17 protein-coding genes are annotated in these 14,809 nt (G+C 67.0%); 11 read left to right on the top strand and 6 right to left on the bottom strand.

Features of this window, described 5'->3' with window-relative positions; all coding sequences use genetic code 11:
- Positions 1-22 precede the first annotated feature (22 nt).
- The 11 genes from VGN82_RS16040 to VGN82_RS15990 all read left to right on the top strand — a co-directional run bounded on the left by VGN82_RS16040 (position 23) and on the right by VGN82_RS15990 (position 9,850).
- Complete coding sequence (locus tag VGN82_RS16040; RefSeq protein WP_327528043.1) at positions 23-967, top strand: LysR family transcriptional regulator; 945 nt, start codon at positions 23-25, stop codon at positions 965-967.
- 87 nt (positions 968-1,054) lie between these two features.
- A complete protein-coding gene (gene leuC / locus VGN82_RS16035; protein ID WP_414644305.1) occupies positions 1,055-2,473 on the top strand; it encodes a 3-isopropylmalate dehydratase large subunit in 1,419 nt (472 codons plus the stop codon).
- Between the two features lie 2 nt (positions 2,474-2,475).
- A complete protein-coding gene (gene leuD / locus VGN82_RS16030; protein WP_327528042.1) occupies positions 2,476-3,060 on the top strand; it encodes a 3-isopropylmalate dehydratase small subunit in 585 nt (194 codons plus the stop codon).
- A gap of 46 nt (positions 3,061-3,106) precedes the next feature.
- The gene (gene leuB, locus VGN82_RS16025) at positions 3,107-4,177 is read left to right on the top strand and encodes a 3-isopropylmalate dehydrogenase (RefSeq protein ID WP_327528041.1); all 1,071 of its coding nucleotides are present in this window, start codon (positions 3,107-3,109) and stop codon (positions 4,175-4,177) included.
- Between the two features lie 152 nt (positions 4,178-4,329).
- Entirely contained in the window at positions 4,330-4,656 is a 327-nt protein-coding gene (locus VGN82_RS16020; protein WP_327528040.1) for a cupin domain-containing protein, read from the top strand.
- Positions 4,653-5,624, top strand: a complete 972-nt coding sequence (locus tag VGN82_RS16015) for a Bug family tripartite tricarboxylate transporter substrate binding protein (protein WP_327528039.1) — start codon at positions 4,653-4,655, stop codon at positions 5,622-5,624. The genes VGN82_RS16020 and VGN82_RS16015 overlap by 4 nt, the downstream gene beginning before the upstream one ends.
- An 86-nt stretch (positions 5,625-5,710) precedes the next feature.
- Positions 5,711-6,718, top strand: coding sequence for an ABC transporter substrate-binding protein (locus VGN82_RS16010; RefSeq protein WP_327528038.1), 1,008 nt, complete (start codon positions 5,711-5,713; stop codon positions 6,716-6,718).
- Positions 6,719-6,819: 101 nt separating this feature from the next.
- Entirely contained in the window at positions 6,820-7,527 is a 708-nt protein-coding gene (locus tag VGN82_RS16005) for an ABC transporter ATP-binding protein (RefSeq protein ID WP_327528037.1), read from the top strand.
- 11 nt (positions 7,528-7,538) lie between these two features.
- Entirely contained in the window at positions 7,539-8,309 is a 771-nt protein-coding gene (locus VGN82_RS16000; RefSeq protein WP_327528036.1) for an ABC transporter permease, read from the top strand.
- Positions 8,310-8,330: 21 nt separating this feature from the next.
- On the top strand, positions 8,331-8,894 hold the full coding sequence (locus tag VGN82_RS15995) for an NADPH-dependent FMN reductase (RefSeq protein WP_327528035.1): 564 nt from the start codon (positions 8,331-8,333) through the stop codon (positions 8,892-8,894).
- Positions 8,891-9,850: an amidohydrolase family protein gene (locus VGN82_RS15990; RefSeq protein WP_327528034.1), complete on the top strand. Its 960-nt coding sequence runs from the start codon at positions 8,891-8,893 to the stop codon at positions 9,848-9,850. The genes VGN82_RS15995 and VGN82_RS15990 overlap by 4 nt, the downstream gene beginning before the upstream one ends.
- A gap of 77 nt (positions 9,851-9,927) precedes the next feature.
- Here the strand turns inward: VGN82_RS15990 and VGN82_RS15985 are convergent, their stop codons facing one another.
- From VGN82_RS15985 to VGN82_RS15960, 6 genes are all read right to left on the bottom strand, one after another.
- Entirely contained in the window at positions 9,928-10,827 is a 900-nt protein-coding gene (locus VGN82_RS15985; RefSeq protein WP_327528033.1) for a fumarylacetoacetate hydrolase family protein, read from the bottom strand.
- A 10-nt stretch (positions 10,828-10,837) separates the two neighbouring features.
- Positions 10,838-11,236 (bottom strand): RidA family protein, encoded by a 399-nt coding sequence (locus VGN82_RS15980; RefSeq protein WP_327528032.1) that lies wholly within the window; start codon positions 11,234-11,236, stop codon positions 10,838-10,840.
- A gap of 15 nt (positions 11,237-11,251) precedes the next feature.
- Positions 11,252-12,307: an Ldh family oxidoreductase gene (locus tag VGN82_RS15975; RefSeq protein WP_327528031.1), complete on the bottom strand. Its 1,056-nt coding sequence runs from the start codon at positions 12,305-12,307 to the stop codon at positions 11,252-11,254.
- 27 nt (positions 12,308-12,334) lie between these two features.
- The gene (locus VGN82_RS15970) at positions 12,335-12,733 is read right to left on the bottom strand and encodes a cupin domain-containing protein (RefSeq protein ID WP_327528030.1); all 399 of its coding nucleotides are present in this window, start codon (positions 12,731-12,733) and stop codon (positions 12,335-12,337) included.
- Positions 12,734-12,907: 174 nt separating this feature from the next.
- Entirely contained in the window at positions 12,908-13,648 is a 741-nt protein-coding gene (locus VGN82_RS15965) for a GntR family transcriptional regulator (protein WP_327528029.1), read from the bottom strand.
- Between the two features lie 110 nt (positions 13,649-13,758).
- Positions 13,759-14,745 carry a Bug family tripartite tricarboxylate transporter substrate binding protein gene (locus tag VGN82_RS15960; RefSeq protein WP_327528028.1) on the bottom strand — a complete coding sequence of 329 codons (987 nt, stop codon included), beginning with the start codon at positions 14,743-14,745 and terminating at the stop codon, positions 13,759-13,761.
- Positions 14,746-14,809: the final 64 nt, after the last annotated feature.

Here is a 14,809-nt window from a genome sequence, read left to right as displayed (position 1 = left end):
CATGCGCACCCCGGGGCCCGCCATGCGGCAGTATTCGGGAGCTCCCGAGCCGATCCGGATCAATGTCAGCTCCCGCATCGACCTTCTGACACTGAGGCTCTTCGTCGCGATCGTCGAGGAGCGCAGCATCGCGCGCGCTGCCGAGCGCGAGAACATCGCGGCCTCCGCCGTCAGCAAGCGCATCGGTGACTTGGAGCTTGCCCTGCGCACGGAGCTGCTGCACCGGCAGCGCCAGGGCGTCGAACCGACGGCCGCCGGGCAGGCCCTGTTCCAGCACGCGCGCCTCATCATGCGCAATCTGGCCGAGCTAGAGGCTGAGCTCGTCGACTTCTCGGCGGGTACACGCGGCCAGGTTCGCATCTGGGCCAACGAGTCCACGCTGTTCGGCTTCATTCCCGAGCAGCTCGCCGGATTCGCCGAGCGCTATCCGCAGGTGCGCGTCGAGCTGCAGTCCAACCTGAGCCCGGTCAATATCCAGGCGGTGATGGACAACAGTGCCGATATCGGCATTTTCTCCGGCGATCTGCCGACGGGCGAATTGTCCGTGCATTCCTGCTTCAAGGACCGCCTCGTCGTGGTCGTGCCGGCCGGGCATGAGCTCGCCGGCCGCGACGGGGTCGGCTTCGCGGAGCTGCTGGGCTACGATCTGATTGAGCAGGAGCCGCGCAGCTCCATCCAGACGCTTCTGCTCAAGAATGCGGGCGAGCTCGGCAACATCCCGCGTTCGCGCGTGCGGGTGGGAGGGTTCGACGCGGTCTGCCGCATGGTCGAGGCGGGGCTCGGGCTCGGCATCATTCCAAACCAGCTTGCCGCCAAGCTCAGCCCGGTGATGGACATCGTGACGGTGCCTCTCGAAGAGGACTGGGCCGTGCGCGAACACAAGATCTGCGTGCGCGGCGAGGCCGAGCTGCCCGTCGCGACGCGCCTTTTGCTGCGCCATCTGCTCGAGGCGGCGCAGGCGTCGTGAGCCACGCCGCAGCCTTGGTGAACCACGACTTCTCCCGGCCGCTGCGCCTTCCTATCCCGATGACGGAGCCGTTTCGGGCTTCGCCTGATGGGAGCGGGTGTCGTGTCCGGCACGATGTTCGAAAAAATCTGGGACCGCCACAAGGTCCATGAGCGGCCGGATGGGCAGACGCTGCTCTATGTCGACCGTCACTATGTCGGCGACGACCTGCCGCTGGAAGCCTTCGAGACGCTCCGGCGCAAGGGGCTGAAGGTCCGCAGGCCCGAGCTGACCTTCGCTATGCCGGACCACTATGTCTCGACCCGCGGCCGCAGCCTCGCCGACACTGTCGATGCCGAGCGGCGCGAGCTGATCGAGGAGCTGGTCCGCTTCACGGCCGAGAACGGGATCTCGCTCTTCCCGCTCGACGACATCCGGCAGGGCATCGTCCATGTCGTCGGACCCGAGCAGGGGCTGAGCCAGCCCGGCATGACCATCGTCTGTGGCGACAGCCACACCTCGACCCACGGCGCGCTCGGGGCGCTCGGCTTTGGCATCGGCGCGGCCGAGGTCAGCCATGTGTTCGCGACGCAGACGCTCTGGCAGCGCAGGCCGCGCACGATGCGCGTGACCGTCTCCGGCATCCCGGGCCCGAGCGTCGTCGCCAAGGACGTCATCATGGGGATCATCGCCCAGATCGGTGTCGCCGGCGCCGTCGGGCATGTCATCGAATATGCTGGCGAGACCATCCGCGAGCTCTCGATGGAGGGCCGCATGACCCTCTGCAACATGTCGATCGAGGCCGGTGCGCGCGCCGGCATGGTCGCGCCGGACGAGGTGACCTTCGCCTATCTCGCAGGGCGCCCCTTCGCTCCGAAGGGGGCCGAATGGGACGAGGCCGTAGTGCGCTGGCGAGCACTGGCAAGCGAGGCGGATGCGGCCTTCGACCGCGAGGTGCGGCTCGATGCAGCCACGCTCGCGCCGATGGTGTCCTGGGGCACGAGTCCGGAGGATGCCGGGCCGATCACCGGCCGTGTGCCCGATCCGCGCGGCATCGCCGATCCGCTGAAGCGCAGCCGCATCGAGAAGGGTCTGGCCTATATGGGGCTTCAGCCCGGCGCGGCGCTCGAAGGGCTGGCTGTCGACCGCGTCTTCATCGGCTCCTGCACCAATGGCCGCATCGAGGACCTGCGCCTCGCCGCGGCGGTGCTGGAAGGGCGCCGGGCGACCGTGCCGACGCTCGTGGTGCCGGGCTCCGGGACGGTAAGGGCGCAAGCCGAGGCGGAGGGTCTCGATCGGATCTTCCTGGCAGCGGGCTGCGACTGGCGCCATGCCGGCTGCTCGATGTGCCTCGCCATCAACGGCGACATGCTCGCCGAAGGCGAGCGCTGTGCCTCCACTACCAACCGCAATTTCGTCGGCCGACAGGGCAGGGGCTCGCGAACGCATCTGATGAGCCCGGCGATGGCTGCGGCCGCGGCCGTCGCCGGCCGCCTCACCGATGTCCGCCAGCTCGGGATGGCCTGAGCATGGAGCGTTTCACCCGCCTTTCCGGCGTCGCCGTCCCGATCGAGGGCGCCGATATCGACACCGACCAGATCCTGCCGGCGCGCTTCATGCACAAGCGGCGCGTCGAGTACGGCCAGTACTGCTTCCACGACCAGCGCCTCGACACGACGGGCCGGCCGCGCCCGGATTTCGTGCTGAACCGGCCCGGCTTCCGGCAGCCCGCGATCCTGGTGGGGGATCGCAATTTCGGCTGCGGCTCCTCGCGCGAGCAGGCGGTCCATACGCTGGTCGATTTCGGCATCCGCAGCATCATCGCCGTCAGCTTCGGGGACATCTTCCGGACGAACTGCCTGAAGAACGGCCTGCTGCCGGTCACGCAGCCAGAGGAGATCGTGCGCGGGCTGCGCGCCGGCCTCACCGCGTCGCCGGGGCTGCACCTCACGATCGATCTCGAGAGCGAGCAGGTCATCGAGGCCGACGGCACCGCGCATGTCTTTTCGGCCGATCCCTTCGGTCGTTCCTGCCTCCTCGCCGGCCTCGACGAGATCGACTACACGCTGACGCTGCTCGATCGGGTCAGCGCCTTCGAGGCGGCGGGGCAGTGAAGGCCAGCGCCTCAACCATCGTTCTGCTGACATATCGGAGAGTTCCATGAAGATTGCAGTCCTGCCGGGTGACGGCATCGGGCCCGAAGTGACGCGCCAAGGCGTCAAGGTTCTGCGCGCCGCCGCCGCGCGCTTCGGCTTTGATCTCGAGTTGAGCGAGGCGCTGATCGGCGGCTGCGCCTACGAGGCCCATGGTCATCCGCTGCCGCCCGCGACGCTCGCGCTCGCCCGCGAGGCCGACGCGATCCTGTTCGGCTCGGAAGGCGGTTTCCAGTACGAGACGCTGCCTCGCGGTCTGAGGCCCGGCGACGCGCTGCTGAGCCTGCGCCGCGAGCTCGACCTCTTCGCCAATTTCCGTCCCGTGATCGCCTGGCCGGAACTGGCCGATGCGACGACCTTCAAGCCGGAGGTGGTCGAAGGCGTCGACCTGACCATCCTGCGCGAACTGACGAGCGACATCTATTTCGGCGAGCCGCGTGGCATCGAGACCCTGCCCGACGGCACCCGGCGCGGCATCAACACGATGAGCTACGCCGAGGCCGAGATCCGTCGCATCGCCCATGCAGGTTTCCGCGCCGCGCGGGCACGACGCCGCAAGCTCTGCTCGGTCGACAAGGCCAATGTGCTCGAGACGATGGAGCTCTGGCGCGAGATCGTCACCGAGATCGGCGCCGAGTACCCGGATGTCGAGCTGACCCATCTCTATATCGATGCAGCCGCGATGGCGCTGGTGCGCACGCCGAAGGCCTTCGACGTCATCGTCACCGCCAATCTCTTCGGCGATATCCTCTCCGACGAGGCGTCGATGCTGGTCGGCTCGATCGGGATGCTGCCTTCGGCCTCGCTGAACGCGCAGGGCAAGGGTCTGTTCGAGCCTGTCCATGGCTGCGCGCCGGATATCGCCGGCAAGGACATCGCCAATCCGCTGGCCGCGATTCTGTCCGTAGCAATGATGCTGCGGCTCGGATTCGGCCGAGAGGACGCGGCCTCGGCGGTCGAGGCGGCAGTGCGTCGGACGCTCGCCGACGGCCACCGCACGAGCGACATCGCGAGCCCGGGCTGCGCCGCGGTCGGGACGGAAGAGATGGGCGATCTGGTGCTGCGGGCGCTGGCCTGACACGCTGGCCGTTTCTTGGTCGCGCGGAGGCATGCAGGGAAGGCGTGCCTCCGCTTTCGCGTGGGCGTATTGCAAATATTTCACAAGAGATTTTATAGTTCGCTCGATGCTGCCCGGATCGAACGGGCGCATGGCGGACAAGGAGTTTCTCGATGAAGACCAGCGGCCTCGGAACGATTGGAAACAGGGTCGTCTTCGAGAACGAACGGGTCCGCGTCTGGCTTGTAGAACTCGAGCCAGGCCAGATCCAGTCGCGGCATGTGCATGATCTGCCCTACCTCATCGTGCCGCTGACCGACGGGCAGAACATCATGCGCTTCGATGACGGGCGCGAAGTGAGGACGGATGAGAAGCCCGGCGTCACGCTCTGGCGGATGCCCGGCGCTGCGCACGAACTGGAAAATGTCAGCTCCTGGCAGTACCGCAACATTCTCGTCGAGTTGAAGGAGCCCGAGCCTGCTGCGGGCGCCGTGGCATGATCGACCGCAGGCGGCTGATCGGACTTCCGTTCCTCGCGCCGCTCATCGCCGGCGCTGCCCGGGCCCAGGGGCTTTCCGGTCGGCCCGTCACCATCGTTTCGCCCTATGCGGCGGGCGGCACCAGCGACATCATCGCCCGCGTGCTCGGCGAAGGCCTGCATGAGCTTTGGAAGCAGCCCGTCCTGATCGAGAATCGGCCCGGCGCCAACGGCTCGATCGGCGTCTCGGCCGTGGCGCGCGCCGCTCCCGATGGCCACACGCTGCTTGCCGTGGCGTCCAGCGCACTGACGCTGAACCCGCTGCTCTACAAGAAGCTCGCCTATGACGTGGAACGCGATCTTGTTCCGGTGAGCGTCACCGGGCTGGTTCCGAATGTCGTGGTCGTCAATCCGAAGCTGCCCGCACGCAGCCTGGCCGAGCTCGTTGCTGTTGCGAAGGCCCGGCCGGGCGGGCTGACCTATGCCTCCCAGGGCATCGGCTCGAACGGGCAGATGAACGCCGAGCTGTTTCGTCTCGCGACCGGCCTATCGCTGCTGCACGTTCCCTACAAAGGCAGCGCCCAGGCCGTCACCGACCTGGTCGGGGGGCAGGTCGACCTCATGTTCGACAACTTGCCGACCGTGCTGGAGCAGATCCGCGGCGGCCAGCTCAGGGCGCTGGCGGTAACCTCGGCCGCGCGTACGCCGCTGCTGCCCGAGGTGCCCACCGTGGCGGAGGCGGCGATCCCCGGTTTCGACACTTCCGCCTGGTTCGCCGTGCTCGCGCCAAGGACAACGTCGCCGGAGCTGGTGGCGCAGCTCGAGAAGGCGGTTGTCGGCGTCCTGGCGCAGCCTCCAATCGCGGCCAAGCTTGCCGCCGCGGGCGTTACCGTGGCTGCTGCCGGTTCGAAGGACCTCGCGGCGCGCATCCTGCATGATCGGCAAATGTGGGGAGAGGTCATCGCGAAAGCGGGTGTCGTCATCGATTGAAATCGCAAAAGATATCTCTTGAGAAATATCACAAGATCGGACATCTTCACGGCAAGGGCGCAATGCCCGCCGTGAGGGGAAATCCGATGCACAGGATCACGAAAGCCGCAGTCGCCATATTCGCGGGCGCAGTTGCCGCCGCGAGCTTCGCCGTCGCGCCCGCCGAGGCACAGACGCCGATCACCTTCTCGCTCGACTTCCGCGCACTCGGCCGCCATGCAGCCTGGTTCGTGGCGCTCGACAAGGGCTACTACAAGCAGGCCGGGCTGGACGTGAACATCATCGCCGGGCAGGGGACCGCACAGGCGATCCAGGCTCTGGAGGCCGGCACGGCCCAGGTCGCGTTCTCGGATGTCGCCGGCGTCGTCGCGGCGCGCGCCAACAGCGGCTCTACGGCGAGGCTCGTCTCCGTGACCTATCAGAAGGCGCCTTACGCGATCTTCTCGCTGCGGGATGGCGCCAATGTTCGTTCCGCCGAGCAGCTCGGGGGGCTCGAGATCGGCAGCGGTGCCGGCAGCTTCACCCAGAAGGTGATCGAAGCGTTCATGCTGCAGAAAGGCATCACTACGCCGGCGAAGTTCACCAATGTCGACCCCTCCGCGCGCGTCGGCTTGCTTGCGGCAAAGAAGATTCCGTCGGTCGAGACCTTCGTGATGGCCCGGCCGGGCGTCGCCAAGGCGGTCGGTTCCTCGAATGCCCGAACCTATCTGCTCGCCAATGACGGGCTCGTGCTCTACTCGAACGGCATCGTCGTCCGCGAGGACCTGATCAAGTCGAAGCCCGAGGTGGTCAAGGCGTTCATCGCGGCCTCGCTCAAGGGTTGGAAGGACACGATCGCGAAGCCCGAGGAGGCGGCCGACATCGTCGTCAAGCTCAACAAGGGGCTCGAGAAGGATGTCGTGCTTGAGGAGATCCAGATCGTGACCGAACTCGTTAAGACCGAGGTCACGGACAAGGCCGGCCTCGGCACCATCGATCCCGCCGCCATGGCCTCCTCGGTGTCGCTCATCCTCCAGACCCTGCCGGGCGCCAAGGTCACCGCGAGCGACGTCTACGACTCCACCCTGCTGCCTGCGACGCCTGTCCTGCCGTGAGCACAACTTTGACACAAGCGGAGCGCGCCCCAGCGGGCGCGCTCGAAGTCTACGGCCACTTCATCGGTGTCCGGAAGGTTTTCGGGACGGGGGAGGGCGAGATGATTGCCCTCTCCGAGGTCGATTATGAGCTGAAGAAGGGCGAGCTCGTCGCGCTGCTCGGCCCGAGCGGCTGCGGCAAGACCACCCTGCTGCGCATGGTTGCGGGGCTGACCAAGCCGAGTGGCGGCAAGATCGTGATCCGCGGCCGCGAGGTCACCGAGCCGCAGGACGATTTCGGTTTCGTCTTCCAGAGCCCCAACCTGCTGCCCTGGCGCACGGTGATCTCCAACGTGCTGTTCCCGATGGAGATCAAGGGGCGGCTCGACGACAAGGCACGCGCGCGGGCCGCCGAGCTCCTGGACCATGTCGGCCTCGGCAAGTTCCTGAAGAGCCGGCCGCACGAACTGTCCGGTGGCATGAAGCAGCGTGTCGCGCTCTGCCGTGCGCTGATCCATTCGCCCTCGCTCATCCTGATGGACGAGCCGTTCGGCGCGCTCGACGAGTTGACCCGCATGGAAATGCACGAGCTGCTGCTCGACATCCGCCGTCTGACCGGAACGACGGTGATGTTCGTCACGCACTCGATCTCTGAGGCGATTTATCTCGCCGACGAGGTGCTGGTGTTCAGCGCGCGACCCGGCCGGGTCTCGGACCGCATCAGGGTCGACTTGCCTTATCCGCGCGAGGCGGCCCAGCGCTACACCAGCACTTTCAGCGAGTACGAGCGGCGCGCCGGCGCCGGCCTCGGCGTCCTTCATCACGCTTGACGATCCGCATCATGAAAATCTCATCGGACGCCTTCACGCGGATCGCCTATCCCGCGCTCGGCCTCGTGCTCCTGCTGGTGCTCTGGCAGGGCTACATCGTGCTCTTCGACGTGCCCCAGGCGGTGCTGCCGCGGCCGCTGACGGTCTGGAACGCGACGGTCAACAACCTGCCGCTGCTGCTTTCGGAGGGGAGGGTGACCTTGCTCGAGAGCGTCTACGGCTTCCTCCTCGCCTTCTTCCTCGGCATTCCGATCGCAGTCGCGATCTCGTCCTCGCGGACGCTGAACCTGATGTTCTATCCGCTGCTGATCGCGACGCAGGCTCTGCCCAAGGTGGCTCTGGCGCCGCTGATCCTGGTCTGGCTCGGCACGGGCATCGAATCCAAGCTTGCCATCGCCTGGCTTGTCGCCTTCTTCCCGATCGTGGTCGACACCGCCACCGGCCTGCGCTCCACCCCGCCGGAGATGCTCGACCTTGCCTCTTCGGTCCGCGCCACGGGCTGGCAGACCTTCTGGAAGATTCGCTTCCCCGCCGCGCTGCCCTTCGTGATCACCGGCTCGAAGGTCGCGATCACGCTGGCCGTCATCGGCGCCGTGATCGGCGAGTTCATCAGCTCGAACGAAGGACTCGGCAATTTGCTGCTGGTCGCCAACTCGCAGGTGAATACGCCGCTCGCCTTTGCAGCGCTGCTCGCGCTCGCGGTGCTCGGCATGGCGCTCTATGCCGCCGTCGCGCTCGTCGAGGTCGCGCTGAAACCCTGGTTCAGCGAAGTCCGCCACTGAAGAACCGCCGAAGAGTCCGTCATGACCAAGCCTCGCATCGCCCTTCTCGTCGGCTCGCTGAGCCGGGACTCGATCAACCGCCGTCTTGGGGAGGCGCTTGCGCGCCTCGGTAGCGACCGCTTCGAGATCGCGGAAAGCACGCTCGCGGACCTGCCGCTCTTCAACCGCGATCTCGACGCGGCGCTGCCCGCACCGGTGCTGCGCTTCAAGGCCGAGGTCGAAGCGGCGGATGGCGTGCTGATCGTCGGCCCTGAATACAACCGCTCCGTTTCGTCCGCTCTCAAGAACGCGATCGATTGGGGCTCGCGCCCCTATGGCGCCAATTCCTGGAAGGACAAGCCGGCGGCGATCGCCGGCCTCGCCAGCGGCGCGCTCGGAACCGCACCGGCGCAGCAGCATCTGCGCAACATCCTCTCGCATCTCGACGTGCATGTCCTGCCGCAGCCGGAAGTCTGCATGTCGATGCGCGAGGGGCTGTTCGATGCGGCCGGAGACATCGCCGACGCGGCGACCAGGCGTTTCCTCGACGGCTTCCTGTCCCGCTTCGCCGGGCATGTCGCGCGCTTCGGCAAGGTGGCGGCATGAGCACCGAACGGATCGCGCTGGATGTCCACGCCCATCTGATCCCTGTCGGACATGAGGGGATCTCGCAGGCCGAGGGCGTGACCTGGGATCCGGCAACGGAGAAGCTCGTCATCGACGGCCACGCCGTCGGCATCAAGGCTCTGTTCCATCCGGAGGCGCTGATCGCCTGGATGGACGCACAGGGTGTCGAGCGGGCCTGGATTTCGGTGCCGCCTCCGACCTACCGGCCGGGCCTCGACGCCGCGCAGGCGGAGGCCTGGACGCGCGCGCTGAACGAGGGGCTCGTCGCGATCGCGGCGTCCCATCCCGAGCGTCTGGAGCCGTTATTCCATCTGCCGGTCGGGCATCCCGAACTCGCCGTTGCAGTGGTACGGGAATGCGTGGCGAGCGGGCGTGCTCGCTTCGCCATGCCGACCGGCGAACCCGGGCTGGTGCTGTCGCAACCGTCGCATGCGCCGCTCTGGCAGGTGCTGGACGAGGCCGGTGCCTTCGTCTTCCTGCATCCGGGCGAAGGCTGCGACGGGCGGCTCGATCCCTTCTATCTGCACAATCTCCTCGGCAATCCCAGCGAGACCGCCATCGCGGCGAGCCACCTCGTCTTCGCCGGAATCCTGGAACGCCATCCGCGCATCACGATCTGCCTGGCCCATGCCGGCGGGACAGTTGCCGCTGTCGCCGGTCGCTGGCAGCAGGGCTTCGCCACCGCCAGGCCCGGCCTCGACACGACGGTCGAGGCGCCGGCCAAGGCGCTGCGGCGCTTCTGCGTCGACTGCATCGCGCATGATCCGGCGCTGCTCGGCCTGGCGGAGTCCGTCTTCGGACCCGAGCGGGTCGTCTTCGGCTCGGACTGGCCCTTCCCGATGGGTTTGCTCAAGCCGCATGAGCAGCTGGCGGGCCTCTCGGCCGAGCGCCGCCGCGCCATCTTCTGCGACAATCCCGGGCGCTTGCCGGGCTGAGCCCGCTGCGCACGCTGCCAAGAAAAAGGGCCGGTCCCCGAAGGGCCGGCCCTTTCCTTTAGGCGTTGCGCAGGGCCTCAGATCACGACGTCGCTATCGCCGGCGAGATCGCGCTCCACGAGCTTGTTGCGCAGCTCGCCCAATCCCTCGGCGCGGACGATCACCTCGTCGCCGGCCTTCAGGAAGATCGGCGGCTCGCGCGCATTGCCGATGCCGGCCGGCGTGCCCGTGAGCAGCACGTCGCCGGGATGCAGCGTCATGCCGAAGGAAAGCTCGGCGATCAGCTCCTCGATCGGGAAGGCCATCTGCGCGGCGACGGCGTCCTGCATCACCTCGCCATTGAGCAGGCATTGCAGGCGGACCTTCGGCAAGTCGATCTCATCGGGCGTCACGACCATGGGACCAAGCGGCATCGTGCCGTCGATGCTCTTGCCCTTCAGCCACTGCGCGCCGTGGCGGCGCTGGAGATCGCGCTGCGAGACGTCGTTGGCGAGGCAGAAGCCGAAGATGTGCTCATGGGCGCGCGCCTTCGGGATGCTGCGGCCGCCCTTGCCGATGACGATCGCGATTTCGGCCTCGTAGTCCCACTTTGCCGAGATGCGGGCGTCGAAGGCGATGTCGTCGTTCGGGCCGATGACGACGTCGGGCGCCTTGGTGAAGAAGGTCGGCGCATTGGGGCGGTCGACGTCCTGGCCTTCGCGTTTGCCCTTGCTCTCCTCGAAATGCGTCCAGTAGTTCCAGCCCGTGCAGAGCACGTCGCGGCGGAAGCGGCGGATCGGGGCGGCGATGTCGGCTCCCGCCAGCGGCAGGCGCTCGCCCGTGGCCCGGGCCGAATCCAGGACAGCGGAGCGGATGTCCGGCGCGAGGCCGATGAGGGCGACGAGGTCCCCGGTTTCGCGCGGCAGGAGGACGATCTCGCCCCCCTCCACAAAGCCAAGGCGTTCGCTCTCGCCCTGGCGGATGTTGATGAAGCGCATTGGACGCCGCTCAGTCCTGGATGACCGCGATCGCGTTGATCTCGATCAGATAGTCGGGCGATGTCATCTTGCAGATTTCGACCATGGTCGAGGCCGGCGCGATGCCGGTGAAGTATTCGCGCCGGACCTTATGGATGGCGTCAAAATGCTCCATGTTCCGGACATAGACATCGACGCGGCAGATGTCGTCGAGCGTGCCGCCGGCCTCTTCCACCGCGGCCTTCAAGTTTTCGCAGACCTGGCGGGTCTGTTCGGAGACGTCGCCGATGCCGGCGATCGAGCCGTCCGCCCGGCGCGAGGTCATGCCGGAAATGAAGACGAGCCGGCCGCGCGCCTCGATCATGGTCGCTTGCGCGAAGTGACCGTTGGGCTGACGCAGCTTAGCGCTGGTGATCTTCTGCTTGGCCATTGGAAAACTCCGTTATCAGGAAAGAGAGGAGGGGAACGCGACGTCCAGCCGGGCCGCGGCGGCACGCAGTGCCTCCAGCGTCGCTGGGGCGATGCGGCAGGAGCCGTCGAAATCGCGGTGGGCCTTGGCTGCGCGGTCGCCCGGCATGCGCACGGCGGCAGCGCCGGGAGCCGTCTTCGAGGCGCGGATGCGGTCCGCGAAGCCGGTCGCGGACGCCTCGAACTCGCCGAGCGGGCGGAAGCCCTCGATCTCGATGGCGAGGAACAGGTTCGCGCTGGCATAGGGCTGCGACAGGTCGCCATAGAGCGGTCGGACCGCATCGCCGATGGCACCGGCCGAGAGGCCGCCCGCGAGCAGATCGACCATCACCGCGAGACCGAAGCCCTTGGCGGCGGCGGCCGGCAGCAGCATGCCCTTGATCGCCTCAGCCGCATTCGTGGTCGGCACGCCGTCGGCGGTGGCGGCCCAGCCTTCGGGAATGGGCTCGCCGCGCGCGTCGGCGAGCCGGATCTTGCCCATGGCGCCGGCGCTCATCGCGAGATCGAGCACAAGCGGCTCGCCACCCGTGGGCACGGCGATGGCGAGCGGATTGTTGCCGACGACACGCTCGGCGCCGCCGGGAGCCGGCAGCAGCGGGCGGGTGTTCGCCATGACGATGCCGATCTGGCCGGCCAGCGCGATCTTGCGCGCGAAACGGCCTGCGGCGCCGAAGTGGAAGGCGTTGCGTATGGCCACCGCGGCGAGGCCGTGTGCCCGTGCCCGCTCGATCGCGAGGGATGCTGCCTTCTCGGCCGTGACATGGCCGAGCGCGTTGTCCGCATCGATCGTGACGCGCGCGCCCGCATCGACCACGATCCGGCCGTTGGCGCCGGCGTCGACCGAACCCTTTTCGATTCGCTCCAGATACATGGGCAGGAGCATCAGGCCGTGCGAGCCGAGTCCTTCGATATCGGCATCGAGCAGCGCTTCGGCCACCAGTCCGGCATAGGGAGCAGGCGTGCCGGCTTTCGCCAGCAAGGCCTGGGCAAGCATGCGCAAATCGGCGGCCGGGTATGAGGCGGGATTAGCCATGGGCGGCGTCCTGGGAAGCGCGCGCCATCAATGCGCGTCCCGCTCGTCGGTGTACCAGGACGGCATCTGCGGGTAGTGCGGGCCGTCATAGATCTCGACGACGACCGTCTCCTCGATGGCGACGCTCGGTCCGTGCACGTTGCCCTTGGGATTGCAGTAGAAGCTGCCCGGCTTCAGCGTGACGCCGGTGCTGGTGTATTCGAAGTGCCCGGACAGGCAGAACATCATCTGGTTCGAGGCATGGGAGTGCGGCTTGGGGATGCCGGCGCCCTTTTCGAAGCGGATCAGGGCCACGGAGGCGCCGGTCGCCTCGTCCCGCCACAGCATCTTCTCGTGAACACCCTTCAGCGACTTCGGGCGCCAGGGCATGTCGTTCGATTGGATGAGGATTTCCTCGAGGCTGGGAGCGCCGGCGGGGAGCTGCATGATGGACCCTTCTGTTCAGCATTCACGCTTAGGATGTCCGTCATGATATTTCACGTGATGTCTAATGCAAGCGCCAAAAGGCCGCGACGCGGAATTTCTGCGTCGCGGCCAGGAACGAAGTGAAAGGGAGGAGGGGCCGGCGGCCCCAGCGCCGAAGCCGGCGCGGGAGTCTCGTCAGCGCGAACGCGGTGTCGGCATGCGCTTGGGAGCGTGCTGGTGCAGCTGGGCGACCTTGTCGCGCAGCGCGGCGAGATGTTCGCGCATCGCCGCCGCAGCGGTTTGCGGATCATGCGCCTCGATCGCGTCCAGCACCGCACGGTGCTGTCGGTCGGAGGCTTCCGTATCGAGCGTCTGCCAGAGATGCAGGTACCAGGCGCGCGTCGAACGCTCGTGCAGCGCCTTGGCGAACTCGCCGAGGATGCGCGACTGGGACATGTCGCTGAGCTTGTTGTGGAAGGCGCGGTCACACTCGACGAAGGAGTCGATCCGGCCTCCGCCATGTGGGTCGTCGCGATGGTGATCGAGCAGGGCCCGGATTTCGGCGACGTCCTCGGGGCGGCGATTCTCGGCGGCGCGGGCCGCGATCTCCGGTTCCACGACGAGGCGCGCGTCGAGGATCTCCAGCACCTGCCCCATGGAGTCGGGCTGGATGATCACGCCCTTGCGCGGAACGATGTCGACGAGTCCTTCCGCCTGCAGGCGCTGCAGCGCCTGGTGGACCGGCGTGCGCCCCAGGCCGAGCTGCTCGCAGATCGAAGCCTCGTTGAGATACTGGCCCGGCGCGAAGAACAGCGTGATGATGCGGTCCTTGATCGCGATATAGGCCTGCTCCGAAAGCGACAGGGTCTCTTCCTTGACCTTGGCCTTTTGCGCGGGACGCCGCTTCCGGGCTGTTTCGCTGGTCGTGGCTGTCATTTCGTCATGCCGCACGGAGTTGGAGCAATCGCCGGAGTAGCGATCCTTCAATATCGTCGAAGCGAAAGACGGGCAAATCGCGCCCGCCTTCCCGCTTTCCCAAGCGTTCGCTATTGCTGCACGCGGATGTTGCCGACCCGGATGATCTCGCCGATCTTGGCGCGTTCCTTCCCGAGAAAGCTGTCGAGCTCCGCGGCGCTGCCGCCGGCGGGGACATAATGCATCGTCAGCATGCGCGCGCGAATCTCGGGCTTGGACAGCACCGCGTTGATGTCGGCGTTGATCTTGTCGCGGATATCGGCCGGCAGGCCGGCCGGGCCGTGCAGGCTGAGCCAGGTGCCGGCATCAAGATCGGGCAGGCCCTGCTCCGCGAAGGAAGGAATATCGGGCTCGCCCTCATAGCGCTTTGCGCTTGCGACCCCCAGTGCCTTGAGCTTGCCTTCCTTCACCTGCGCCATGGTCGAGACGTCCATCGCGACCTGGATGTTGCCAGAGAGCAGGTCGATCACGGCCGCGCCCATGCCGCGATAGGGCACATGGGTCATCTTGATTCCGGTGCGCTGGGTCAGCTGCTCGGTCGCAAGGTGGAAGGAGGAACCATAGCCGGTCGAGGCGAAGGCGAGCTTGTCCGGGTTCGCCTTCGCAAAGGCGATGAATTCCTGCAGGTTCTTGGCCGGAACGGACGGGTGCACCACCAGGAAGATCGGGCTCGTCGCGAGCAGCGCGATGCCGGTGAAGTCCTTCTCGACGTTGTAGGGCAGCTTGTCGAAGAGGAAGGGGTTGGCCGCCTGCGAGGTGATCAGCCCCATGCTGAGCGTGTAGCCGTCGGCCGGTGACTTGGCGACGGCGTCGGTGCCGATGATGGCATTGCCACCGCTCTTGTTCTCGACGTTGACGCGGACGCCCCAGCGCTCGGCCAGGCCCTCGGCGAGAACCCGGGCGACGCCGTCGGCTGTTCCGCCGGCGGCGAGCGGGACAACGATGCTTACGGGGCGTTGTGGCCAGGTCTGCGCCATGGCCTCGGTACAGACCGGCACCAGACCGATGCCGATGGTCATTATGAGCGAGTTCAGCGCCGTGAGCGCGGTGCGCAGCATGTCATTCCCCTTTTAATTGATGTCGCAAGAGAAATATCATAAGAAATGTCATATGCCGTCAACC

Source organism: Allobosea sp. (genome assembly GCF_035999205.1).
Taxonomy (GTDB): domain Bacteria; phylum Pseudomonadota; class Alphaproteobacteria; order Rhizobiales; family Beijerinckiaceae; genus Allobosea.
The sequence above is the reverse complement of the archived record's forward strand: the minus strand, read 5'-3'. Positions and strand labels throughout refer to the sequence as shown.

Coding starts and splice junctions, on each gene's coding strand:
- VGN82_RS16040 (WP_327528043.1), top strand. CDS start 23: ATGCGGCAGTATTCGGGAGCTCCCGAGCCGATCCGGATCAATGTCAGC.
- leuC (WP_414644305.1), top strand. CDS start 1,055: ATGGGAGCGGGTGTCGTGTCCGGCACGATGTTCGAAAAAATCTGGGAC.
- leuD (WP_327528042.1), top strand. CDS start 2,476: ATGGAGCGTTTCACCCGCCTTTCCGGCGTCGCCGTCCCGATCGAGGGC.
- leuB (WP_327528041.1), top strand. CDS start 3,107: ATGAAGATTGCAGTCCTGCCGGGTGACGGCATCGGGCCCGAAGTGACG.
- VGN82_RS16020 (WP_327528040.1), top strand. CDS start 4,330: ATGAAGACCAGCGGCCTCGGAACGATTGGAAACAGGGTCGTCTTCGAG.
- VGN82_RS16015 (WP_327528039.1), top strand. CDS start 4,653: ATGATCGACCGCAGGCGGCTGATCGGACTTCCGTTCCTCGCGCCGCTC.
- VGN82_RS16010 (WP_327528038.1), top strand. CDS start 5,711: ATGCACAGGATCACGAAAGCCGCAGTCGCCATATTCGCGGGCGCAGTT.
- VGN82_RS16005 (WP_327528037.1), top strand. CDS start 6,820: ATGATTGCCCTCTCCGAGGTCGATTATGAGCTGAAGAAGGGCGAGCTC.
- VGN82_RS16000 (WP_327528036.1), top strand. CDS start 7,539: ATGAAAATCTCATCGGACGCCTTCACGCGGATCGCCTATCCCGCGCTC.
- VGN82_RS15995 (WP_327528035.1), top strand. CDS start 8,331: ATGACCAAGCCTCGCATCGCCCTTCTCGTCGGCTCGCTGAGCCGGGAC.
- VGN82_RS15990 (WP_327528034.1), top strand. CDS start 8,891: ATGAGCACCGAACGGATCGCGCTGGATGTCCACGCCCATCTGATCCCT.
- VGN82_RS15985 (WP_327528033.1), bottom strand. CDS start 10,827: ATGCGCTTCATCAACATCCGCCAGGGCGAGAGCGAACGCCTTGGCTTT.
- VGN82_RS15980 (WP_327528032.1), bottom strand. CDS start 11,236: ATGGCCAAGCAGAAGATCACCAGCGCTAAGCTGCGTCAGCCCAACGGT.
- VGN82_RS15975 (WP_327528031.1), bottom strand. CDS start 12,307: ATGGCTAATCCCGCCTCATACCCGGCCGCCGATTTGCGCATGCTTGCC.
- VGN82_RS15970 (WP_327528030.1), bottom strand. CDS start 12,733: ATGCAGCTCCCCGCCGGCGCTCCCAGCCTCGAGGAAATCCTCATCCAA.
- VGN82_RS15965 (WP_327528029.1), bottom strand. CDS start 13,648: ATGACAGCCACGACCAGCGAAACAGCCCGGAAGCGGCGTCCCGCGCAA.
- VGN82_RS15960 (WP_327528028.1), bottom strand. CDS start 14,745: ATGCTGCGCACCGCGCTCACGGCGCTGAACTCGCTCATAATGACCATC.